This is a genomic window from Ewingella sp. C233, assembly GCF_055407225.1.
On sequence record NZ_JBUZRI010000001.1, the window covers coordinates 1,063,276 to 1,086,575 of the forward strand.

At 54.2% G+C, this 23,300-nt stretch carries 19 protein-coding genes; 7 read left to right on the forward strand and 12 right to left on the reverse strand.

Translation table 11 applies throughout. The annotated features are described in order from the left end of the window. Positions 1-16: 16 nt before the first annotated feature. The gene (locus tag ACZRKO_RS04890; RefSeq protein ID WP_463736102.1) at positions 17-706 is read right to left on the reverse strand and encodes a fumarylacetoacetate hydrolase family protein; all 690 of its coding nucleotides are present in this window, start codon (positions 704-706) and stop codon (positions 17-19) included. A gap of 154 nt (positions 707-860) precedes the next feature. Beyond that, positions 861-1,655: an SDR family NAD(P)-dependent oxidoreductase gene (locus ACZRKO_RS04895; RefSeq protein ID WP_463736103.1), complete on the reverse strand. Its 795-nt coding sequence runs from the start codon at positions 1,653-1,655 to the stop codon at positions 861-863. A 130-nt stretch (positions 1,656-1,785) separates the two neighbouring features. Between ACZRKO_RS04895 and ACZRKO_RS04900 the strand changes: the two genes are divergently transcribed. Further along, positions 1,786-2,232, forward strand: a complete 447-nt coding sequence (locus tag ACZRKO_RS04900; protein ID WP_463736104.1) for a winged helix-turn-helix transcriptional regulator — start codon at positions 1,786-1,788, stop codon at positions 2,230-2,232. On the opposite strand, the gene ACZRKO_RS04905 is transcribed toward ACZRKO_RS04900, so the two are convergent. The 5 genes from ACZRKO_RS04905 to ACZRKO_RS04925 are packed head-to-tail and all read right to left on the reverse strand — an operon-like array spanning position 2,229 to position 9,275. Further along, entirely contained in the window at positions 2,229-4,256 is a 2,028-nt protein-coding gene (locus ACZRKO_RS04905; protein WP_463736105.1) for a CocE/NonD family hydrolase, read from the reverse strand. The two genes, ACZRKO_RS04900 and ACZRKO_RS04905, sit on opposite strands and share 4 nt — an antisense overlap. Beyond that, complete coding sequence (locus tag ACZRKO_RS04910) at positions 4,253-5,908, reverse strand: ABC transporter ATP-binding protein (protein WP_463736106.1); 1,656 nt, start codon at positions 5,906-5,908, stop codon at positions 4,253-4,255. Before ACZRKO_RS04910 ends, ACZRKO_RS04905 begins: the two co-directional genes overlap by 4 nt. Continuing rightward, positions 5,905-6,732, reverse strand: a complete 828-nt coding sequence (locus ACZRKO_RS04915) for an ABC transporter permease (RefSeq protein WP_463736107.1) — start codon at positions 6,730-6,732, stop codon at positions 5,905-5,907. Before ACZRKO_RS04915 ends, ACZRKO_RS04910 begins: the two co-directional genes overlap by 4 nt. A 12-nt stretch (positions 6,733-6,744) precedes the next feature. Continuing rightward, entirely contained in the window at positions 6,745-7,692 is a 948-nt protein-coding gene (locus ACZRKO_RS04920) for an ABC transporter permease (protein ID WP_463736108.1), read from the reverse strand. Beyond that, entirely contained in the window at positions 7,692-9,275 is a 1,584-nt protein-coding gene (locus ACZRKO_RS04925) for an ABC transporter substrate-binding protein (RefSeq protein ID WP_463736109.1), read from the reverse strand. Before ACZRKO_RS04925 ends, ACZRKO_RS04920 begins: the two co-directional genes overlap by 1 nt. A gap of 206 nt (positions 9,276-9,481) precedes the next feature. On the opposite strand from ACZRKO_RS04925, the gene ACZRKO_RS04930 reads away from it, so the two are divergent. Further along, positions 9,482-9,757, forward strand: a complete 276-nt coding sequence (locus ACZRKO_RS04930; RefSeq protein WP_463736110.1) for a CBU_0592 family membrane protein — start codon at positions 9,482-9,484, stop codon at positions 9,755-9,757. Positions 9,758-10,432: 675 nt separating this feature from the next. Here ACZRKO_RS04930 and ACZRKO_RS04935 read toward each other — a convergent pair. Beyond that, positions 10,433-11,338: a LysR substrate-binding domain-containing protein gene (locus ACZRKO_RS04935; protein WP_463736111.1), complete on the reverse strand. Its 906-nt coding sequence runs from the start codon at positions 11,336-11,338 to the stop codon at positions 10,433-10,435. Between the two features lie 59 nt (positions 11,339-11,397). Next, positions 11,398-12,816: an aminotransferase-like domain-containing protein gene (locus ACZRKO_RS04940; protein ID WP_463736112.1), complete on the reverse strand. Its 1,419-nt coding sequence runs from the start codon at positions 12,814-12,816 to the stop codon at positions 11,398-11,400. A 167-nt stretch (positions 12,817-12,983) separates the two neighbouring features. Here ACZRKO_RS04940 and ACZRKO_RS04945 point away from each other — a divergent pair, with 167 nt between their 5' ends. Next, positions 12,984-13,256, forward strand: a complete 273-nt coding sequence (locus tag ACZRKO_RS04945; protein ID WP_463736113.1) for a DUF1127 domain-containing protein — start codon at positions 12,984-12,986, stop codon at positions 13,254-13,256. Positions 13,257-13,934: 678 nt separating this feature from the next. Here the strand turns inward: ACZRKO_RS04945 and metG are convergent. Continuing rightward, positions 13,935-15,968: a methionine--tRNA ligase gene (gene metG / locus ACZRKO_RS04950; RefSeq protein WP_463736114.1), complete on the reverse strand. Its 2,034-nt coding sequence runs from the start codon at positions 15,966-15,968 to the stop codon at positions 13,935-13,937. Between the two features lie 151 nt (positions 15,969-16,119). On the opposite strand from metG, the gene apbC reads away from it, so the two are divergent. Further along, positions 16,120-17,232, forward strand: coding sequence for an iron-sulfur cluster carrier protein ApbC (gene apbC / locus ACZRKO_RS04955; RefSeq protein WP_463736115.1), 1,113 nt, complete (start codon positions 16,120-16,122; stop codon positions 17,230-17,232). A gap of 74 nt (positions 17,233-17,306) precedes the next feature. Here apbC and ACZRKO_RS04960 read toward each other — a convergent pair whose 3' ends face one another. Continuing rightward, positions 17,307-17,933: a phosphatase PAP2 family protein gene (locus tag ACZRKO_RS04960; RefSeq protein ID WP_463736116.1), complete on the reverse strand. Its 627-nt coding sequence runs from the start codon at positions 17,931-17,933 to the stop codon at positions 17,307-17,309. A gap of 312 nt (positions 17,934-18,245) precedes the next feature. On the opposite strand from ACZRKO_RS04960, the gene udk reads away from it, so the two are divergent. The 3 genes from udk to asmA are packed head-to-tail and all read left to right on the forward strand — an operon-like array spanning position 18,246 to position 21,414. Beyond that, positions 18,246-18,887 (forward strand): uridine kinase, encoded by a 642-nt coding sequence (udk, locus tag ACZRKO_RS04965; RefSeq protein WP_463736117.1) that lies wholly within the window; start codon positions 18,246-18,248, stop codon positions 18,885-18,887. Between the two features lie 55 nt (positions 18,888-18,942). After that, on the forward strand, positions 18,943-19,524 hold the full coding sequence (gene dcd / locus ACZRKO_RS04970; RefSeq protein WP_463736118.1) for a dCTP deaminase: 582 nt from the start codon (positions 18,943-18,945) through the stop codon (positions 19,522-19,524). A gap of 48 nt (positions 19,525-19,572) precedes the next feature. After that, the gene (gene asmA, locus ACZRKO_RS04975) at positions 19,573-21,414 is read left to right on the forward strand and encodes an outer membrane assembly protein AsmA (RefSeq protein WP_463736119.1); all 1,842 of its coding nucleotides are present in this window, start codon (positions 19,573-19,575) and stop codon (positions 21,412-21,414) included. Positions 21,415-21,502: 88 nt separating this feature from the next. Here the strand turns inward: asmA and ACZRKO_RS04980 are convergent, their stop codons facing one another. Further along, positions 21,503-23,086, reverse strand: coding sequence for a TerC family protein (locus ACZRKO_RS04980; RefSeq protein ID WP_463736120.1), 1,584 nt, complete (start codon positions 23,084-23,086; stop codon positions 21,503-21,505). Positions 23,087-23,300: the final 214 nt, after the last annotated feature.

Consider the following 23,300-nt stretch of genomic DNA (forward strand, 5'->3'; position numbering starts at 1 on the left):
GCAGAACGTGGTGATATCAGACGAGGGTGAAGCTGAACGTACCGATATTCTCGATACCGCCGGTGACGACATCGCCCGGCTTGATCTCACCGACGCCGGCCGGTGTGCCGGTGTAAATCAGATCGCCCGGTTGCAGTTCTACTGCCTGCGACAGGTAGCTGATGATTTCAGGCACCTGCCAGATCTGCTCGTTCAAATTACCCTGCTGGCGCGCTTCGCCATTGACCTTCAGCCAGATCTTGCCCTGTGCCGGATGACCGGTCTGGATTAACGGCAACAGCGGGTGGGTCGGCGCGGAGGCGTCGAAACCTTTAGACAGATCCCACGGGCGCCCGGCTTTCTTTGCCTGCGTCTGCAAATCGCGGCGGGTTAAATCCACCCCGACGGTGTAACCCCAAACATGTTCCAGCGCATCTTCCGGCGCGATGTCTTTACCGCCTTTACCGATTGCCACCACCAGTTCCACTTCGTAATGCAACTCCTTCGTCAGTGACGGATAAGGCACGTCACCGCTGGCCGGGACGACGGCATCCGCCGGTTTGGAGAAGAAAAACGGCGGTTCGCGATCCGGGTTATGGCCCATCTCACGGGCGTGGTCGGCATAATTTCGCCCAACACAGTACACGCGGCGCAGCGGGAAGCGGGTCTGTTGGTCTTCAACGGCCAGTGACGGAACGGCAGGGGGAGTTATTACATAATCAGTCATGGTTTTAGTCTCAATGCGCGAAGGGATGAGGTTGGCAAGCCAGATAAAAATCACATAACAATCTGTACGTTAATGTTTTGTTATCTTTGCAAAGAGGCGGGGAATTGACCAGCAAATTTGCTTCGCTGGTCAGGGGGGAGTTTGTTAACGGATATTAACGGGTATAGCGCTCGCCCGGCTGAGACTGCATAAAGCCCGGCAGCATGGCAACGCGCAGGGCGTTATAATCGTCCCACTGTTTTTCGTTATGCAGGGGCGGGATGGTGATTTTTTCTTTGCGGTCGAAGCCCACCAGCGCGGCGTCAACCAGATCACCCACTTCCATTAACCCCTGTACATCCTTCAGATCACGCCCGGATTTTTCCCAGATTTCCGTACGGGTCGCCGCCGGAAGTACCGCTTGCAGATACAGTCCGCGCTCTTCCAGCTCACATTGCAGCGTCTGGGTGAACGTCAACACGAAGGCTTTGGTGGCGGAATAGACCGCCGAGCGCAGTTCCGGGGCCAGTGCCATCACGGACGCAATATTAATAATGGCGCCGTCGGGGTGTTTCAGCAGGCCGTCCAGCGCCACGCGGGAGAGGCGGGCAACGGAGGTGACATTGAGCCGGATCAGGTGGTCGATGGTGTCGGCATCACTGGTATCGAACCCGCCCGGCAGCGACGCACCGGCATTATTCACCAGCAGGGAAATGGCTGGGTGACTGCGCAGATAATCTTCCACCCGAAGCAGGTCATCGTGACGGGTCAGATCCGCCGGAAGTACCTCAACAGCGACACTGTTTGATTCACGAAGCTGTGCCGCCAGCACTTCCATGCGTTTGCCGTCACGGGCGACCAGCACCAGATCGTAGCCGCGTTTCGCCAGACGGTCCGCGTAGGTTGCGCCAATACCGCTGGATGCGCCGGTGATTAGGGCGACAGGGTTTGAATGTGTTGATGTAGCCATTGTGTGATACCTCGATATGCGTGAATTGTGGTTTAATAATAAAACCAGATGATAATTACGCGAGGTAGTCCTATAATGCAACCAGATTTTCAATCACCGCATTATTTGCTATCGCTTCAGGAGCACGTTGATGAAACGAACCCGTCTGGAAAATACCCCGTGTCCGACCGCGCGTGCGCTGGATTTGATCGGTGACTGGTGGACGCTGCTGATTGTGCGCGATGCCATGCGCGGCATGACCCGCTTTAGCGAATTTCAGCGCAGCCTGGGTGCGGCAAAAAATATTCTCAGTACGCGGCTGAAGGCGCTGGTGGCAGAAGGGATTTTACGGGTGGAACCCGCGGCCGATGGTTCGGCTTATCAGGATTATGTCCTGACGGAAAAGGGCATCGCGTTGCAGCCGATTCTGGTGGCCTTAGGGCAGTGGGGCAGCGAATATCTGTTTGCAGACGGTGAACCCTGCACCCGTCTGGTGGATGCAAAAAACCGTCAGCCGCTGCGCAAAATCGAACTTCGCGCGCAGGACGGACGGTTATTGGAAAGCCGGGATATTACGGCGGTTATTCCTGACGCTTAACGCGCAATTCTCTCGTGCCAGTATTTTGTGAACTCTTCCTCGCCGTTGAGGCTGACCACCATATCGCCGCTGACGATGAAATGGGTCAAATCACTGCGCATATCGAGGGTGATCACCGCTTCAATCCGCCAGCCTTCGCGGCCCATTTTCATGGTCTGCGTCAGCAGATAACGCGCAGAAAGTGGATCGCTGTTGCCGATCGTCAGCTCCCGTCGCAGATTATGATCGACCGTCGTGTCGATATCATCGAAGCGGTAAACGCCTTCGCCGAATACGCCACCCACACCGTTGGTCACGCAGGTCCAGCTGTCGGTCAGGAAGTCATAGCTGACCGTACGGTCCACGCGGCCCTGCGTCAGCACGGTTTGCGGCGTTGGCTCGGCGCTTTCCGGCTGCTTATTCGGGCCGTCGATTTCTAACGGTTTTTCACACACCGGCAGCGAAAGCTGGGCGCTGTGCAGGTCAAGCGTCAGCGTGGCGGCTTCGGCCATCGGCCAAATCATCGGCCAGTAGGTGGTGGCGAGTGAAATACGCAGGCGGTGGCCGGCTTCAAAGCGGTGCGAAATGCCGTCCAGCTGAACCGGTACGTGGACTTTTTCACCGGGCACCAGCGGCACAGATTGGTCGTGGCCTTGCAGGTGCGCCAGATTCAGCCAGCCGTGAGTGACACGATTGACCGCGCCCTCCGGCGACACATCCGACAGCCGCACATACAGCATGGCCGCAGGTTTATCACTGCTCAGCTCGACGGTAAACTCCGGGAAACCGAATATGGCCAGCGGTTCGGCCAGCGGTTCACCGTCGAAAATCTCCGCATTGCCGTCATCCACGCGCTGATCGGGCGGCGTTTCACCCAGCACGCCTGCACCCATCCACTCACCGGACATCAGACCGTGGTTTTGTGGCGAACAGATTGAAATTACACCGGCATCCGCATCCGGCTGCCGGTTAAGCTGGCCGCGCGTCAGCCAGAGAGTATCGTGGGCAACGTTGCTGGCCGTGCCGCGGTCAAACCCTACCCAGCGGCCTTTGCTCACCGGACGCTGCGCTGACGGTGGCTGGCTGTCCTGCTGCCATGCCTGAATCATCGGGCCATCCATCGCGCCGTTTTGTTCGTCTTTAAGCCAGTGATCCCACCATGTGAGTGCTTCCTGTAAGAAACCGATGGCAGGTTCCGGCGTGCCGTCCTGCGGGTAAACGTGCGCCCACGGGCCGATAATGGCGCGGCGTGCGACTTTCAGGTTATCCATCAGGCGGAAAACGGCGTTGCTGTAGGCATCTGCCCAGCCGCCAATCGCCAGCACCGGGCAGCGGATCGCCGACCAGTCTTCACACACGGAACCGTGCTGCCAGTAGCGGTCACGCAGCGGATGTTCCATCCACAGCGCCGGGAAGAACGGCATGTTTTCCAGGCGGTGCAGCCATTCGTTGTACCAGCCATCGCCTACCAGCGCCGGGTCGGCAGGGCGGCTCTGGTAAGCGAGCATGATGCCGCCCCACCAGAGGTTGTCGTTGAGCAGGCAACCGCCTTTGTAGTGAATGTCGTCACGGTAGCGGTCGTCGGTAGAGCAGACGGTGATAATGGCTTTGAGGGCCGCCGGGCGGCGGGCCGCAACCTGAAGCGAGTTAAAACCGCCCCAGGATTTACCCATCATGCCGACGTTACCGCTGCACCAGCTCTGCGCGGTTATCCACTCAATCACTTCCAGCGCGTCGTTCTGTTCCTGCAGCAGGTATTCATCGGCCAGCAGCCCGTCGGATTCTCCGCTGCCGCGCAGGTCCACGCGCAGAACTGCGTAACCATTCCCGGCAAAATAGCCGTGCATCGGCTCATCGCGCGTGCGGGTGCCGTCGCGTTTGCGGTAAGGAATGTATTCGAGAATGGCCGGCACCGGCGTGTCGCCGGCAGAATCCGGCAACCATAAACGGGCGGCAAGACGGGTGCCGTCACTCAGTTTGATCCACAGATGTTCTACCGTCGTAACCTTGTGAGGGAACTCAGTAATGATGCGTTTAGTGCTCATAATGCGCCTGTATGTGAAGATTTCTCGGTGGAAAGAGAGGATGAACGCAAGGTCAGAACCTCGTCGAGCCAGTCGGTGCGCATTTCCGGCACCGAGGTCAGGAGTTTTTCAGTGTAGCCGTGCATCGGCGGGCTGAACACTACGCTGGTATCACCGCTGGCGACAATCTTGCCCTGATACATCACCGCGACCTGATGGGCAATGCGTTTCACCGTCCCGAGGTCATGGGTGATGAACAGATAAGAGAGGCCCAGTTTTTCCTGCAATCCGCGCAGCAGATTCAGCACCTCTTCTGCCACCAGCGGATCGAGGGCTGACGTGGCTTCATCGCAAATAATCAGTTCAGGCTGCGCCGCCAGAGCACGCGCAATGCAGACACGCTGCTTCTGCCCGCCGGAAAGCTCTCCGGGATAGCGGTCAATCAGTTTGAGCGGCAGCTCAGTCAGTTTGAGCAACTCTTCCACCCGTGCGCGGACCTGACGTTTATTCAGCCCGAAATAGAACGCCACCGGGCGGCCAATCAGCTCGAGAATGGTCTGGCGCGGATTAAGCGCTACGTCAGGCAACTGATAGATCATCTGGATGCGGCGCAGCGTCTCTTTCTGCCGCTGCTGATAGAGCGGCGCAAGGGTGGCGCCGTCGAATTCCACCTTGCCTTCGGTATCGGGCAGCAAACCCACCAGCGCCCGCGCCAGCGTACTTTTTCCGCTGCCGGACTCCCCGATGATCGCCAGCGTTTTGCCGCGCGGCAGTTGGAGATTGATCTCACTGACCACTTTTTTGCGGTTATAGCCGGTACTGAGGTTGCTGATGGTCAGCAGGGCTGCGCTGCCGGAAGGCTGCGAAGCGGTCACCGGGGCCGCGGCGTGTTCACGCTCGGCCACCAGACGGCGGGTATATTCCTGCTGCGGATAATTGAGAATGTTCTCCGTGGTGCCGGTTTCCACCTCTTTGCCGTGACGCAATACCATGATGCGGTCGGCAAGCTGGGCAACCACGGCCAGATCGTGAGTGATGTAGAGCGCCGCCGTGTTGAATTCACGCACCAGTTTGCGCAGCATCACCAGCACTTCAATCTGCGTGGTGACGTCCAACGCCGTGGTCGGTTCATCCATCACCAGCAGATCCGGCTTACAAGACATCGCCATCGCCGCCATCGCACGCTGCAACTGCCCGCCGGAAAGCTGATGCGGATAACGTTTACCGATGTTTTCCGGGTCAGGCAGATCCAACGAACGGAACAGGGTGATGGCCCACTGACGGCTCTCTTCTTTGCTCATCAAACCGTGGCGGATCGGCCCTTCGCATACCTGTTTCTCAATAGTGAGTGCCGGATTGAAGGCGGCGGCGGCGCTCTGTGCCACATAAGCCACGCGGCGTCCGCGCCATTCACGTTTGACTCGCGCCGGTTGCGGCACGATATCGGTGCCGTCGAGGATCACTTCGCCACCGGCAATCCGGCAGCCCTGGCGCGCATAGCCGAGCGCCGCCAGCCCGATAGTCGATTTACCCGCGCCGGATTCACCGATAAGCCCGAGGACTTCGCCTCGTGCCAGTTGCAGCGAGATATTGTGAACCAGCGGTGAGCCGTCGAGGGTTTCCACCCGCAGCCCGCGCATTTCCAGAATCAATTCCTGAGTTAACGGGTTCATGCTTCTTCTCCGTGTGGCAGGCTGTTGCGGGCCAAAAGCCAGTCAACCACCAGATTGACACCAATGGTCAGTACGGCAATCGCCGCGGCAGGGTAAAGCGGCGCGAACTGGCCGAAGTTAATCGCCTGTGCGTTGTCGCGGACCATGCTGCCCCAGTCGGCGTACGGCGGCTGAATGCCCAAACCTAAGAAGCTCAGGCCCGCGATAAACAGGAAGGTGAAGCAAAAACGCATACCGAATTCCGCCAGCAGCGGAGGGATGGCGTTAGGTAATATCTCTTTTCGCAGCACCCAGAGCAGGCCTTCGCCCCGCAGGCGTGCCGCCTCAACGTACTCCTGACAGACAATGGCCTGCGCGACCAGACGGGCCAGCCGAAATACGCGGGTGGAGTCGAGCAGGGCGATGGTCAACACCAGTACCGGAATGGAGGTCCCCATCACCGAAAGCACCATCAGGGCGAAAATCAGCACCGGAATGGACATTACAGTATCGACGATGCGTGTCAGCAGCACGTCCACCCATTTGCCATAAATCGCCGCCGCAAAGCCGGTGATGATGCCGATGACAAACGAGGTGAAAGTGATGGTCAGCGCGATGGCGATGGTGGTACGTGCACCAAATAGAATGCGTGACAGCATGTCACGGCCCAGACTGTCCGTGCCAAACGGCGTGGCCGCCGAAGGCAGCAGCCAGATATCGCCGACCTGTTCGGTTTCGCTGTGCGGTGCCAGCCAGGGCGCGAAAATTGCTGCAAGCAGGTTGACCGCAATGATAATGATGCCAATCCAGGCCGAGACCGGAATGTTGATAAATGAACGTTTCATGATGTCCGGCCTCTAGCGCGCATGGCGTAAACGTGGGTTACACCAAATCGCCAGCAAATCAGCGGTGGTATTGAGGAAGATATAGGTGCCGCCAAACAGCAATCCGCAGGCCTGCACGACCGGCAGGTCGCGTTTGGTCACAGCGTCTACCATGTACTGGCCGATGCCCGGATAGACAAACACCACTTCCACCAGAATCACGCCGACCACCAGATACGCCAGATTGAAGGCCACCACGTTGATAATCGGTGCGAGGGCATTAGGCAGCGCGTGTGACACGACTATCCGCCAGCGCGAGATGCCTTTGAGCACGGCGCTTTCGATGTAGGGGCTGGACATCACGGCAGTAACCGACGCGCGGGTCATACGCAGCATATGCGCCAGCACCACCAGCGTCAGGGTCAGCATGGGCAACGTGCACACATACAGCCGCTCGGCGAACGACGTTCCTGAGTCAACCATTGCCAGACTTGGGAACCACGTCAGCCGGATGGCAAAGGCGATCACCAGCACATAGCCGACGAAGAATTCCGGGACCGAAATGCTGATGAGCGTCAGGGTATTCGCCAGCCGGTCAAATACTGAACCGCGCCAGATGGCCGAGGCAATACCTAAACCCACGGCCAGCGGAATGGCGATGATGGCGGCGTAACCCGCCAGAAATAGTGTGTTGCCCAGACGCGGCAGCAGCTCGTTACCAATCGGCCTGCCGTTCGCCAGAGAATTTCCGAGATCGCCATGCAAAATACCCACCAGCCAATGGAGGTATCGCAGCACGGCGGGTTCATCGAGGCCCAGTTGCAGGCGCATGGCGGCAACCGTCTCCGGCGTGGCACTCTGGCCGAGGATGGCCGTAGCAACGTCCCCCGGCAGCATTTCTGTTCCGACAAAAATCAGCAGTGACACCAGCCAAAGCGTACCCACGCCAAGCAGTACGCGTTGTAAAATCCTCTTCTTCATCATGCCTCCAGCCAGACGCGCTCGGCCAGACGACCACCCATGAAGTTGAACATCGGATGCGGTTTGATACCGCCAACCTTCTTGTTCGCGGCATCGAGATAATCACCGAATAACGGGATCATCGCGCCGCCGTTATCGCGCACAATGCTTTGCAGTTCGCCGTAAATTTCAGCGCGTTTACTGTCGTCGAGCAGGGAGCGGGCCTGCACCAGCAGGGCGTCGAATTTGTCATCCTTCCAGTGCGTATCGTTCCACTTGGCGGTGGACTGGTAGGCTGTAGAGAACATCTGATCCGCCGTCGGGCGTCCGCCCCAGTAACCCATGCTGAACGGGGCTTTCATCCATACATCGTCCCAGTAGCTGTCGGCTGGCTGGCGTTTGATGCTGACCTGAATTCCGCCTTTCTGCGCCTGCCCCTGAAACAGGGCCGCGGCGTCGAGCGCACCGGCAAATGCGGCATCAGAGGAAGAGAGCTCCACTTTCAGATCGGTCAGCCCGGCTTTTTTCAGATAGAAGGCCGATTTATCCGGGTCATAAACGCGCTGCTCCAGCTGGTGGTTGAAGAAGCGGTCGGTTTTTGGGATCGGATGGTCGTTGCCCAATGAGCCGTAGCCACGCAGTACGGTATCGAGAATTTTCTGCCGGTCGATACCGTGTTTAATCGCCATGCGCACATCGTTGGTGTTAAACGGTGCGACGCTGCAGTCCATCAGGAAGGTAAAGTGCTGACCGCCGGAGGAACGCACAATGTTGAGCATCGGGCTGCGTTTGAGGAAGTCGACGGTTTTGAAGTCAACGCGGTTGATGGCATGAACCTGACCAGAAATCAGCGCATTGGTGCGGGCCGTTGGGTCGTTGATAACGATGACTTCCACCGCGTCGACAAAGGCGCGATCTTTTTTCCAGTAATTTGGGTTGCGTTTGAACAGTGAGCGAACGCCGGGCTCGTATTGGTCGAAGGTGAAACCGCCGGTTCCAATCGGGTGCGACCAGTCCGTAAAGCCGTTCGGCACCACCAGCAGGTGATAATCTGCCAGCAGGTAAGGCAGGTCGGCGTTACCGCTTTCCAGCGTGATGAGGATTTGCTTATCGCCCTGTTTGGTCAGACCGGTGATCGGCGCGAGCTGGGTTTTGATGGCGCTTTTGGATTTATCACCGCGGTGCAAATTAATGGAGTAAATAATGTCGTCGGCATCGAGTTTTTTGCCGTTGTGAAATGTTACGTCATCCTGCAGGGTAAACAACCATTCTGTGGCGCCGGGTTTCGCTTCCCAACTGGCAAAGAGTTCTGGAATGGCTTTGTTATTTTCATCGATCTCCACCAGACCGTTCATCAGCATATATGCCTGATTTAATGGCACCCAGTCGCTGAATAATGTGGGATCTAAGGTATCACTGGTGTTACCCCCTGACATTCCCAGTTTTAATACGCCGCCTTTTTTTGGTTCAGCGGCAAAAGCAGATAATGGAGAAAGGCCATAAGCGGTAGTAATACCCACAGCAGCAGCGCTGGTAATAAAGCCGCGGCGGCTGAGTTTTGCATCCTGCATTAATTGCGTCAAAGCGGAATTTTTATCTTTCATATTATTGTATGACTCCGTGGTGGCGAAACCTGGTGATTGCAGGCAAAAGTGGTTCAGTATTTGTATTCTGTCCAAGTGATTTATATCAAAACACCTCCATGAACTTGCATGAGAATTTATCATGAGGGTATGCGAAAAATGCGCGGCAGAACACCCCGTAAAGTTTTATTTTGCCTGTGGATGATTTTGATAATGGGAAATAATGGGTGGAACTGCATACCGTTGTGGGCTTAATTGGCGTGTTTTGTTATCTGTTGGCGTATGCGCTGGTTCAGATGCGAAGACTAGCAGTTGATGCTAACGTTTACGCATATCTTAATATTATTGGCGGTGTGTTTGGGCTCTATTCTTTAAGCCATGATTTCAATCTGGCGTCCTGTATTTCCCAGTCGTGCTGGCTTTTGTTTACTTTACTTGGAATGAATGCGGCGAGAAAACGGCGTTATATGGAGCGGAATAAAACTCCAAGAGTTGACATTTAAAATAAAGGTGAGATTTTTATTACAAAATTTAAATTCAGGGTCTAAACCTTGGGTTGCCACCCAAACCCGCTTTAACGTCAAATTCGTGGGCGTCGGCCCACACCGACCAGAGGGCCGCAGTCGCTCGTCCCTCTGGACTCCCCGCTCTTTTAACTGCGCGCTATCGCTAAATTGGAACGGACGTGTTCCAGTTACCGCTGCTATAGCCGCAAAATCCCGCCGCGTTGCGGTCCCCTTCGTTCGGGTTCCGACCCGCGCAAAAAGACGCGCGGTTTTGCACCTCTCCTCCGGCGGTATTTTTGAATGCGGCCAGGACTTTTTTAAAAGACAAGAAAGGCCCTGATGTTGAATTTAAAGGTAACCTTCTGAAAGGCAAAAAGTGCTTGGTCTTGAATTTTATGAAGCTTCGGCCGTGTTCAAAATGTCACCGGCAAGTCGGTGGAGAGACAACATCTTTATCGTTGGCTCGAACCCGCAGCCGGGGATCGCGGAGCGATGACATTTTGCGGTTATCACTGTGGTACCTGAAACACGGCCATTGTGACCAGCGCAGCTGCTGTTTTTAAAAGAGCCCGGGATTCTCAAGGGTGGTGGCGATAGACCACCCTTGAGGCCAGTTTGGGTGGCAACCCAAGGTTTTGACCTTGAATTTAAAAAGCGGGTTTGAGTCGCAACTCAATGGTTAGTTTGCTGGCTTTTCAAAAGCCACTCACTCACCCGCCGAATCACGGGTCTCAAATACCGGTCTTTTGGCGTCAGCATAAAACACTTCCCCTCAGCGGCGAGCTTCCCGGGGTGGGCAGGCACCAGTTGCCCGCTGTTGACGAAATCCTGCACCAGTCCTTCCCAACCGAGTAAAATACCGTCTCCCAGCACGGCAGACTGCACCAGAAAAGGATAATTGTTGGCCCGCCAGGTCTTGCGTGGGGCAATGTGCTGGATGCCCTGTGAGGCGAACCAGTCGCGCCAGCCGGTCCATTCGCGCTGCGGATCATCCTGAATCAGCAGGGTGTGGTTAAGCAGGTCGGAGGCACTGACGCCGGCGGGTAGCTGTTTGAGCAGCGCGGGGGAGCACATCGGGTAACAGACTTCATCAAACAGCGGTTCAGCATGGTAGCCGACGGGCGGGGCGCGGAGATAGAAAATCGCCAGATCGAACTCTGACGATTTCAGCTCTGAGAAGCTGTCAGAGATCTTCATACGAATTTGCAGGTCAGGCATCAGCTGACGCAGGGCCGAGAGCCGTGATGATAGCCACAGGCCGCTCATGGCGCTGGTACAGGCCAGTGTCACCTGCGGTAAACCATTCCAGCCCATCACCTCGGCGGTGGATTGCGAAATATCCCCCAGCCATTTCCGTACCTGTTCGGCATAAATTTCACCGCGCGGCGTCAGGCTGACTTTCCGCTGGTTGCGCTGAAACAGCTTGCAGCCCAGCATCTCCTCCAGCTGTAATATCTGCCGGCTGATGGCACTTTGGGTCAGATTGAGTTCATCGGCGGCGCGGGAAAAACTGCAATAACGCGCAACACATTCAAACGCCACCAGGGTGTTCAGCGGGGGTAAAGGCTCAATCTGCACGTTGCATCCTCAAAACATGACTGAGTAACCAGCGTCGGACTACCACCGGATTGCAGACTTCACTGGCACGCCATCAGTTCGTGTATCGACTGACCAATCTGCTGGATCGCCCGTTCGTAAATTTCTGTCAACGGCTGAGCATAATTGATCCGCAGGCAGTTGCGATACTTCCCTGATGCAGAAAATATCGACCCTATCGCAATATGCACTTTGTGTTCTTCCAGCATACGGTTGAGCCGCTGCGCATCGAGGCGTTCGTCGAGCTCAATCCACAGTAAAAAACCCCCTTGTGGACGGCTGATGCCCACGCCACACGGGAAATATTTTGTCACCCAGTCAGTCACGGTACACAGATTGCGCTGGTACTGATTGCGCATACGCCGCAAGTGCTGATGGTAGTGCCCCTGTTTGATAAAGTCGGTCAGGGCAATTTGCGGCAAGGTGGAGGTGGCGCCGGTGCTGATAAATTTCATGTGCAGCGCGCGGTTGTGATAACGACCGGGGGCTATCCAGCCAATGCGCAGACCTGGGGCCAGCGTTTTGGAAAATGAACTGCACAGCAGCACGCGTCCATCTTCATCAAACGAGGTGATAGTCGCCGGGCGGGGGTACTGGTAGGCCAGTTCGCCATACACATCATCTTCGATAATTGCGATGTCGTAGCACTGCGCCAGACGCAACAGCGCCTTTTTGCGATCATCCGGCATGTTGTAACCCAGCGGGTTATTGCAGTTTGGTGTTAGCTGTATGGCTTTGATGGGCCACTGTTCTAAAGCGAGTTCAAGCGCTTCGATGCTGATACCGGTGACCGGATCGGTCGGGATTTCCAGTGCCTTCATGCCGAAGCCTTTGAGCGTCTGCATGGCACCGTGAAAACTTGGGGAGTCCACCGCTACGATGTCGCCCACGTCGCAAACCGAACGGATGGCAATCGACAACGCTTCGTGGCAGCCGGTGGTGATCAGGATGTTGCTGGCATCCATATGGCTGCCGCTGTCAATCATCAGACGCGCGATTTGTTCGCGCAGTTCCAGCGAGCCATAGATGGTGTCGTATTTCAGTGCCAGCAGATTCTGATGTTGGCCCGCACGAGACATGGCGCGGTTCAGCGGTTTAAGCGTGGGGGCGGAAATATCCGGCGAGCCGCGGCCCAGCTCCATCAGGTCCGGGCGTTCCGGTGCGGTGATCAGCTCCAGTACCTGATCCCACTGGGTGATATCCACCGGGCGTTGAGCCGGGCGGCACACTGCCGGGAGTGCCGCCTGCGGGCGGGCCGACGTGACGAAATAGCCGGATTTAGGCCGCGCTTCCACCAGATGTTTCTCTTCAAGTACGCGATATGCCTGTTGTACCGTGCTGACGCTGACACCGTGTTCGCTGCTGAGAATACGCACTGATGGCAGCCGTACGCCCGCCGGATAAAGCCCTTGCTCTATGCGCTCGCTCAATACGTGTGCCAGATTCTCATATCGATTCATGTGTAACACCGCCGCCTTTAAGTTAAACCAGTACAGATGCTTCTAATCTAGACCATCAACTGTCCTTCCTGCTAGCACTGTATGGTTTAAATAACGATTATCTGAATCTGTAATGTAACCGCGCCCCCCGGCATTCTGTTGTCACAGGGTTAACGGGAGGTTACAGCATGAAAAATATCATTGAAGAACGCCAATTTTGCGGTTGTGCATCAGCTGATTGTGTTGAGTTTCCACCAGAACAGAGTGTACAGGTCGTTCATCCGCAATCAGCGGGCTGGCTAAAAAAAGCAGTACAGAAGGTGATGTTGTGGAATGAACGACGTGTCAGCCGTAAAATATTGTTGTCGCTCACTGGCGAACAGCTCAGGGATATCGGGTTGACGCAAGGTGATATTCACAAAGAATACGACAGGAAGGTTTGGCCTTCATGGCCAAAGTGAGGGTGAGGTGGCGGCTCACTAGCGCTGTTAAATTCAAGGTCGTGGGCGTCGGCCCACACCGACCAGGGGAGGCGTAAACGCGCCTCCCCTGGACCCCTGCGTTTTTTAACTGCGCGCTATCGCTGAATTGGGATGGACGTGTTTCAGGTACATCGGTTATAGCCGCAAAATCCCGCCGCTTAGGCGGTCCCTTCACTTCGGGTTCCAACCCGCGTAAAAAGACACGCGGTTTTGCACCTCTCGTTCAGCGTCATTTTTGAATGCGGCCCCCACTTTTTTAAAAGACAAAAACAGGTCTGAGATAGGTTTGGTTTTGAAGTTAGAAAAGCCCCGGCCGTGTTCAAAATGTCACCGGCAAGTCGGTGGAGAGACAACATCTTTACCGTTGGCTCGAACCCGCAGCCGGGAATCGCGAAGCGATGACATTTTACGGCGATCGCTTTGGTACCTGAAATACGGCCATCCGGATTTGCGAAGCAACGGAGTGAATAAAACGGGGGATTGATAAGGGGAGTCGTTTCATTCCCCTTATCCCGGTGTGGGCCGGTGCCCACGACCTTGAATTTGAATTTAAAGAATTTAAAGAAGTAAAAAGGCCAGTTTGGGCGGCCCCAGCCCATAAAAAAACCGGTGAGGTTTCCCCCACCGGTCAGGTGTTAGCTCAAAATCCGAACGGGTTTATTTCACCTGCATACCTGGCTGGGCACCGGAATCTGGGCTCAGCAGGAAGATCTCTTTACCGCCAGGGCCAGCGGCCATCACCATACCCTCAGAGACACCAAAGCGCATCTTACGCGGTGCCAGGTTAGCAACCATAATAGTCAGGCGACCTTCCAGCAGTTTTGGATCCGGATACGCGGAGCGGATGCCAGAGAAAATCTGACGGGTTTCGCCGCCGAGATCCAGTTGCAGACGCAGCAGCTTGTCAGAACCTTCAACGAAATCCGCGCTCTGAATCAACGCGATGCGCATATCCACTTTGGCGAAATCATCAAAGGTGATGGTCTCTTGAATCGGCGCGTCGGCCAGCGGGCCGGTAACCACTTTCGCGTTCGCCGCAGCGATATCTTCTTTCGATGCATCAACCATGGCAGCTACTTTGTCGAGTTCAATACGGTTGAACAGCGCTTTAAACGTATTCACTTTATGTGACAGTAACGGCTGGGCGATGGAATCCCACGTCAGTTCCGTGTTCAGGAAAGCTTCGGTGCGCTCGGTCAGCGACGGCAGTACCGGTTTCAGGTAAGTCATCAGGACACGGAACAGGTTGATGCCCATGGAACAGATGGCTTGCAGATCGGCATCACGGCCTTCCTGTTTCGCCACTACCCACGGCGCCTGTTCGTCAACATAGCGGTTTGCCAGATCGGCCAGTGCCATGATTTCGCGGATTGCACGACCCGATTCTCGGCTGGCGTAAGCTTCGGCAATGCTTTCTGCGGCATCGGTGAAGATTTTATACAGCGCAACGTCTGCCAGTTTATCTGCCAGCACGCCGTCAAAACGTTTCGCGATGAAACCGGCATTGCGCGACGCCAGGTTTACCACTTTATTGACGATGTCTGCGTTAACGCGCTGGACGAAGTCTTCCAGGTTCAGGTCTATATCATCAATACGTGAAGAGAGTTTGGCGGCGTAGTAGTAACGCAGGCAGTCCGCATCAAGATGCTTCAGATAGGTGCCCGCTTTAATAAAGGTGCCACGGGATTTGGACATCTTCGCGCCGTTGACCGTCACATAACCGTGCACGAACAGGTTGGTTGGCTTGCGGAAACCGCTGCCTTCCAGCATCGCAGGCCAGAACAGGCTGTGGAAATAGACGATATCTTTACCGATGAAGTGATACAGCTCCGTCGTGGAGTCTTTTTTCCAGAACTCGTCGAAGCTCAGGTCAGGGCGACGATCGCACAGGTTTTTGAATGAACCCATGTAGCCGATAGGTGCATCAAGCCATACGTAGAAGTATTTACCCGGCGCATCAGGGATCTCAAAGCCGAAGTACGGCGAGTCACGGCTGATGTCCCATTGTTGCAGGCCAGATTCAAACCACTCTTGCATCTTATTGGCGACCTGCTCCTGCAACGCACCGGAACGTGTCCAGGCCTGCAACATGGCGCTGAACTCCGGCAGGTCAAAGAAGAAGTGCTCGGAATCACGCATCACCGGCGTGGCGCCGGACACCACAGATTTCGGCTCGATAAGCTCGGTCGGACTATAGGTTGCGCCGCAGACTTCGCAGTTATCGCCGTACTGGTCCGGTGATTTACACTTCGGACAAGTGCCTTTAACGAAACGATCCGGCAGGAACATGCCTTTTTCCGGATCATACAGCTGAGAGATAATGCGGTTCTTGATGAAACCGTTTTCTTTCAGGCGGCCGTAGATCAACGAAGAGAGTTCGCGGTTTTCGTCACTGTGCGTTGAGTGGTAGTTGTCATAGCTGATACCAAAGCCGGCGAAATCTTTCTGATGTTCCTGGCTCATCTCGGCAATCATTTGCTCCGGTTCAATACCGAGTTGCTGCGCTTTGAGCATGATCGGCGTACCGTGTGCATCATCAGCACAGATGAAATGCACTTCGTGGCCACGCATTCGCTGGTAACGCACCCAGACGTCAGCCTGGATGTGCTCGAGCATGTGACCGAGATGGATAGATCCGTTGGCGTACGGAAGTGCACAGGTTACCAAAATTTTTTTCGCGACTTGAGCCATAGTAAGAACTTGCTTTCTGCTGTTGAAATCAGGGGCATTGATGTTAACCGAAAGGGCTATCCCACGTAAACAAGCGGGGCTGACGCCGTACCTTCTGTTATGCTGTGCCTCGAAAATAATGTCATTTAATAACACGTTTCAAGGAGCCGGGATGACATCTCATTCCCCTGAGCAGAACACCCCCGAGGGACTGCGCGCCCTGGTGACCGGCGTACTGGCCACCTTTACCCATTCCACCCTGCAAAAAGATCTATTGTCGATGAAAGCGCTGCACCACTGCGCGCTGATGGACAACGTGCTGCATCTTGATCTGACCCTGCCGTTTGCGTGGCAAAGCGGATTTGAAGCGCTCAAAGCCAGCACCAGCGAGGAATTGCTGCGACTGACCGGTGCGAAGGCCGTTGAGTGGCGTCTGAAACACGATATCGCCACATTGCGCCGTGCTAACGATCAGCCGGGTATCAAAGGCGTGCGTAATATTATCGCCGTTAGTTCCGGCAAAGGCGGAGTAGGGAAGTCAACGACGGCGGTAAACGTCGCACTGGCGCTGGCGGCCGAAGGCGGTAAAGTCGGTATTCTGGACGCTGATATTTATGGTCCGTCGGTGCCCAATATGCTCGGTACTGAAGATGAGCGCCCGACATCGCCGGATGGCCAGCACATGGCACCGATCATGGCGCATGGTCTCGCGACTAACTCGATCGGTTATCTGGTGACGGACGATAACGCCATGGTGTGGCGTGGCCCGATGGCCAGCAAGGCGCTGATGCAGATGTTACAGGATACGTTATGGCCAGATCTCGATTATCTGGTGATTGACCTGCCGCCGGGCACCGGTGATATCCAGCTGACGCTGTCGCAGAATATTCCTGTGACGGGTGCCGTGGTAGTGACAACGCCGCAGGACATCGCGCTGCTCGACGCGATGAAGGGCATCGTAATGTTTGAAAAAGTCAAAGTGCCGGTGTTGGGTATTATCGAAAACATGAGCCTGCATATTTGCAGCCAGTGCGGTCATCATGAGCCCATTTTTGGGACAGGTGGTGCGCAGAAGCTGGCAGAAAAATACCGCTGCGAGTTATTGGCTCAAATGCCGCTGCATATTTCGCTGCGTGAGGATTTGGATCGCGGTGAACCGACGGTTATCTCCAATCCACAGAGCGAATTTACGCTTTTGTATCGTCAGTTAGCCGCCCGTATGGCCGCGCAACTCTATTGGAAGGGCGATGCCATCCCGACTGAGATTGCTTTCCGCGCTTTATAAGCTCTGACGTATCATTTCTATAGCAATACAAAACCGGCGCTGATGCCGGTTTTGTATTGCTCATCAGGCATGGGTCACGCTGTGGGTTGTGTCGCGTGCAGATCCGCTCGCGTATAGGGTTTTTCCATTGAGGAGATCACCATTGCTATCTTCTCAAGTAATCCCTGGGTTGGTGCTGGCTTACCGGTATTAATTAATAGCAACGGAAATATTAGCGCGCAGGCAATTTTTTTATAGGACAGGCGTGGCAGTACATTTTTGCGCTGTAACAATAAGAAAGTGCTGCTGGCTATGAAGCCCAGCGCCAATCCAGCCACCACTTCTGACGTAGAATGTACGTGGATAACTAAACGTGAATAGCCAATGGCAAGAGACAATATATAACCGCAGAGCACGGCCACTGGGCGCACTGTGATGGGGAATTGCCTGCTAAGTAGCCACAACATCACAGGCCAGACAGTGGCTGATAGTGCTGAATGACCACTAAAACCCGTGAAGTCATATTCGCGGCTACCAATACCCCACCCCATGAAAGCCAGCTTTGACAAGCAAATGATGCTACCAACGCCCCCACAAAGGAGTGCCCATTGCCAGGCAGACTGACGGCTGACGGGGTTTAACATCAGCAGAATAAAAATAATGACTGCGGTGGGCAGCAGCAGCATGCTGTCGCCGAAAAATGTCAGAAAATGCCAATTCATAGGGAGGATTCTTTTTTAAGCGAAATAATCGGTTGTTTCCAAATAATTCAAGGATATTCGAAAGATCACCAACAAACCAACGAGTTAATTCTAACTCTGGCGGACAATGACTGTGTTCTAAAAATGGGCGAAAGAAGATTTTACCCTATCCTCGTCTGTTTATGGCTACAGTTTTAACCAAATGTTCAGGTGATCGCGCCCAGTGTCCGGTAAGTGCTGGCGTCGCGCCGGCTTACTCCCTATAATTGGCGCGATCAAAGCACTGTCTGCGTGCTTTAGCCCCTCAATCCTCCAAATCAGGTCTTTAATTTTATGTCTGACAAGCTCCATCAGTGTGTCATCGTAGGTATCGCTGGCGCATCTGCCTCTGGAAAAAGCCTTATTGCCAGTACCTTATATCGTGAACTTCGTGATCAGGTCGGTGATGAGCATATCGGGGTGATTCCAGAAGATTGCTACTATAAAGACCAGAGTCATATGACCATGGAGGAGCGGGTAAAAACGAACTATGACCATCCCAGCGCCATGGACCACAATTTATTGTTCCAGCATCTGCAAAGCCTGAAAGCCGGGCAGGCGATTGAATTACCGGGCTACAGCTTTATCGAGCACACCCGTCTTAGCGAAACTGTCACCCTTAAGCCAAAGAAAGTGATCATTCTTGAAGGCATCCTGCTGTTAACGGATGTCCGCCTGCGTCAGGAGATGAACTTCTCTATTTTTGTGGACACCCCGCTGGATATCTGTCTGATGCGCCGTATGAAGCGCGACGTCAATGAACGCGGTCGTTCGATGGACTCCGTCATGGCGCAATATCAGAAAACCGTTCGTCCGATGTTCCTGCAATTTATTGAACCTTCAAAACAATACGCAGATATCATCGTTCCGCGTGGCGGGAAAAATCGTATCGCCATCGATATTCTTAAAGCAAAAATCAGCCAGTTCTTTAATTAAATGCCCCTTGTTTACGACGGCCATTTTTAGCAGTTAGCAAACGGAGAGAGACACGATGAGACTGTGCGATCGAGACATAGAAGCCTGGATGGACAGCGGCAAATTAACCATTTCCCCGCGTCCACCCATTGAACGGATAAACGGCGCGACGGTAGATGTGCGTCTGGGTAACGGATTCCGCGTGTTTCTCGGCCATAACGCCGGTTTTATCGATCTCAGCGGCCCGAAGGATGAAGTCAGCGCCGCTCTGGATAAAGTGATGAGTGATGAGATTGTCCTGCCGGAAGGCGAGGCTTTCTTTTTGCATCCGGGTGAACTGGCGCTGGCGGTTACTTTCGAAACCGTTTCTATCCCTGATGATCTGGTAGGCTGGCTTGACGGGCGTTCATCTTTGGCACGCCTCGGGTTGATGGTCCATGTGACGGCACACCGTATTGATCCCGGCTGGCAAGGCCGGATCGTGCTGGAGTTCTATAATTCAGGTAAGTTGCCTCTGGCTCTGCGTCCGGGGATGTTAATTGGTGCGTTAAGCTTTGAACCCTTATCGGGCCCGGCTGCCCGTCCTTATAACAGTCGCCAGGATGCGAAATACCGTGACCAGCAGAGCGCAGTGGCAAGCCGCATCGATAAAGACTGATTCAGGTTCATACCCTCTGATTTGCGGGTTAAACGACAAGAGGAAGGCATGAGAAGACTACTGACTACGCTGGTTATTCTGCTGGTGGTGATTATTGCCGGTATGACGTCGCTGGTATTTTTAATCAATCCGAATGATTTCCGTGATTACATGGCGGACAGGGTTGAACAAAAAAGCGGCTATCAGCTGGCGATCAGCGGTGATTTGCGCTGGCATGTCTGGCCACAGCTGAGCATTATCGCCGGGCAAACGTCGCTGACCGCGCCGGGTGCGCAAAAGCCTGTAGTCAGTGCAGAGAATATGCGCCTCGACGTGAAACTCTGGCCACTGCTGTCACATCAACTGGCGGTGAAGCAGGTGATGTTCAAAAACGCGGTGATCCGTCTGACGCCGGAAAGCGAGGCGAATGTACCGGATGCGCCTGTCGCACCTTCCTCTTCTGTCCAGCCACCCAGCGAACTTGAAGCCGGGTGGAAGTTTGATATCGAAAAAATCAGCGTGGCTGACAGTCTGCTTATCTGGCAGCGCGGTGAGAATGACCAAATCAATGTACGTGATTTGAATCTGCAGCTTGAACAGAACGCGCACCGGCAGGCAACACTGGAACTTTCCAGCCGAATTAACCGCAATCAGCGCGATCTCACCTTCGCGCTCTCTGCCGATCTGGATATGCAAAAATATCCTGAGCAGTTCTCCGCCAACGTCAATAAATTTACTTATCAGCTAAGTGGTGCAGATATTCCTGCTCAGGGAATTCAGGGCGAGGGAGCCATGCAGGCCAGTTATGAGAATAACAGCCAGCGTCTTACGCTCAGCCAGCTGGCGCTGACGGCGAATGATAACCAACTCAGCGGCACGGCGGCTGCCACGCTTTCCGGCACCGCGGAATATCAGGTGAACCTCAACGCTGAGAAATTGGATCTTGATGCCCTTTCCGGCTGGCAGGCGAAAACGCCGGATCAGACGGCTCAGGCTTCTAAAGCCGTCACCTCGGCACCGGTGATTGCCCGTGATATCAGTAAACAGACCAACAACTTCAGTATACTCAATAGCTTCAATGCCAATGTGGCACTGAACGTGGCTGATCTGACCTACCGCGGTTTGAACATTCAGCACCTCAATCTGCAGGCTGAAAATCATCAGGGTAAGGTCAACCTCAAAACACTGAGCGGCAATATGTCCCCTGGTGATTTCTCGCTGCCGGGCACTCTGGACGCCACACAGACGCCGGTGTTAATCAGCCTCAAACCCGTGGTTCACAATATTGAATTGGGTCAGCTACTGACCGCCTATAATTTGCCGCAGGTGCTGTCCGGTAACTTCTCAGTGGACGGTGATGTTTCAGGGCAGGGTCTGTCTGCTGAAGATTTCAGCCAGAACTGGAGCGGTAATGCGCAGCTGTCGATGGAGAATGCCCGCCTGAACGGCCTTAATATCCAGCAGCTTATTCAACAAGCTATTACCCGTAATAATAACAGTGTGCAGGGGCTCGATCGTTATGAGCATTTCACTGCCGTGAAAACACTCCAGGCTCAGGGAGAACTTGAGGACGGAACCTTGCAGTTGTCAAACCTGATGGCGAATTCTGATATGTTGACAGTAAAAGGCGGGGGCGCTATCAATTTCCAGGATAATCAGAGCGATATAAACCTGAACGTACGGGTAACTGGTGGCTGGAAAGGCAACAACGATTTGATCGCCCGCCTGCAAAATACCGATATTCCTTTACGGGTGTATGGCCCATGGTCACAGTTGAACTACCAATTGCAGGTTGATCAGGTTCTGCGCCAGACGCTGCAGAATGAAGCGAAAAGCGCGATTCAGAATTGGATTGATAAAAACAAAGGCAGTAAAGAAGGCAAAGACCTTAAATCGCTGATCAAGCAGTAGTGATCTGAACATCGATATTTGTCGAAAAAAGGGGCCTCACTTATTGAGGCCCCTTTTTATGGGTGAGCTTCCTTGTCCAGGCCAAGCGTTAAACTTCGCCATCCTCATTATCTCGTGAGGAGAGCGGCGTAATTTTGACTTTCAAAATACGGTGGCTGCTGACTTCCAAAGGTTCAAAAAGGTAATTATCGATATGAAGTTGGGCACCCACCTGCGGGATGTTCTGCGCGTACTCCATCAGTAACCCGGCGAGGGTGTGGTATTCGCGCTTCTCCTCTATCGCTAACGGCAGATACATCACCAAATCCTCAAGCGGCATATAGCCGTTGGCTACCCAGCTACCATCTTCCAGCTGCTGAATATCATGACGAGCATCCGGTGTTTCATTGGTCTCTGGCAGGCTGCCGGCGATGGTCTCCATGACATCTGTCAGGGTCACAATCCCTTCGACTGATCCAAACTCATCCACCACAAAAGCAAAATGCGTTTTCGCCTGACGGAACTGCTCCAGTGCTTTAAGCAGAGAAAGCTGCTCAGGGAAAATCAGGGGCTGGCGGATCAATACCTTAAGATCCAGTTCATTGTGTAATAACTGCTGTTTGAGCAAATCGACAACGTGTACCACGCCGAGTGGCTCATCCGTAGAACTGTCTTCTGTCACCAAAATACGTGTGTGCTGATTATTGGCAATTTGCTGAACGAGAACATCGGCCGGATCGTTAAGCTCCAGATTCTCAACGTCATGACGTGAGGTCATGATGCTGCTGACCGTGCGCTGTGCCAGACCCAGCACGCGTTCGATCATGTTGCGTTCTTGCTGGTTAAATATCGCTTCACCTCCGCTGTCGGCAATCATGCCGGAAGAGTGCGGGTCCAGTTCGGCCTCTTCATGTTTCCCCCGTAATACACGCAATACCGTCTCGGCAGTTCGTTCGCGCAATGAGCGGCGGGAGGAGAGAAAACGCCGCCGGTTGAAATGTGCCAGCTGGTTCAGCGCTTCAATAATGACGGAGAACCCGATTGCCGCGTACAGATAACCTTTCGGGATTTTGTAGCCAAAACCTTCTGCGACCAGACTGAACCCAATCATCAGCAAGAAACTCAGGCAAAGAATAACAATCGTCGGATGCTCATTAACAAACCGCGTTAACGGGCGGCTGGCAAGCAGCATCAGCAGGATAGCAATGCAAACAGCGGCCATCATTACAGCCAGATGTTCAACCATGCCGACGGCGGTGATCACCGAGTCGAGGGAAAAGACGGCATCCAGCACCACGATTTGTGCAACCACGGGCCAGAATCTGGCACCTGAACGTTGGTTGCTCTGTTCTTCGTCCTTACCTTCGAGCCGTTCATTGAGTTCCATGGTGGCTTTAAACAGCAGGAATATCCCGCCGATCAGCATAATAATATCGCGGGCGCTGAACGGTTGACTGAAAAGAGTGACCAGCGGGCGAGTGAGGGTCGAGAGCCAGGAGATACAGGCCAGCAGGCCTAAACGCATAACCAGAGCAAGCAACAAGCCGGTGACGCGGGCTTTGTCACGCTGATGACGGGGGAGTTTCTCCGCAAGAATGGCGATAAAAATCAGGTTGTCGATACCCAGAACGATTTCCAGAATGACCAGAGTCGCAAGCCCTGCCCAGATAGACGGATCGGCGATCCATTCCATATTGCCTTTTTCACCTTGAGTTGCGCGACGGATGTCGCAACGTGAATGATGGTCGCAAGCAGATGAAAATTCAAATTTAAATCAGCCCTCTAGCCGCCGGAAAGATGAGGGTTTAAATGGAAAGCAGAGAGCATCATTTTTTGAAAAAAATGGGTCAGAAAGCGACAAATTATGGTTATAAAAACTGCGAATGAGGGAAACATTCTGAATTTTA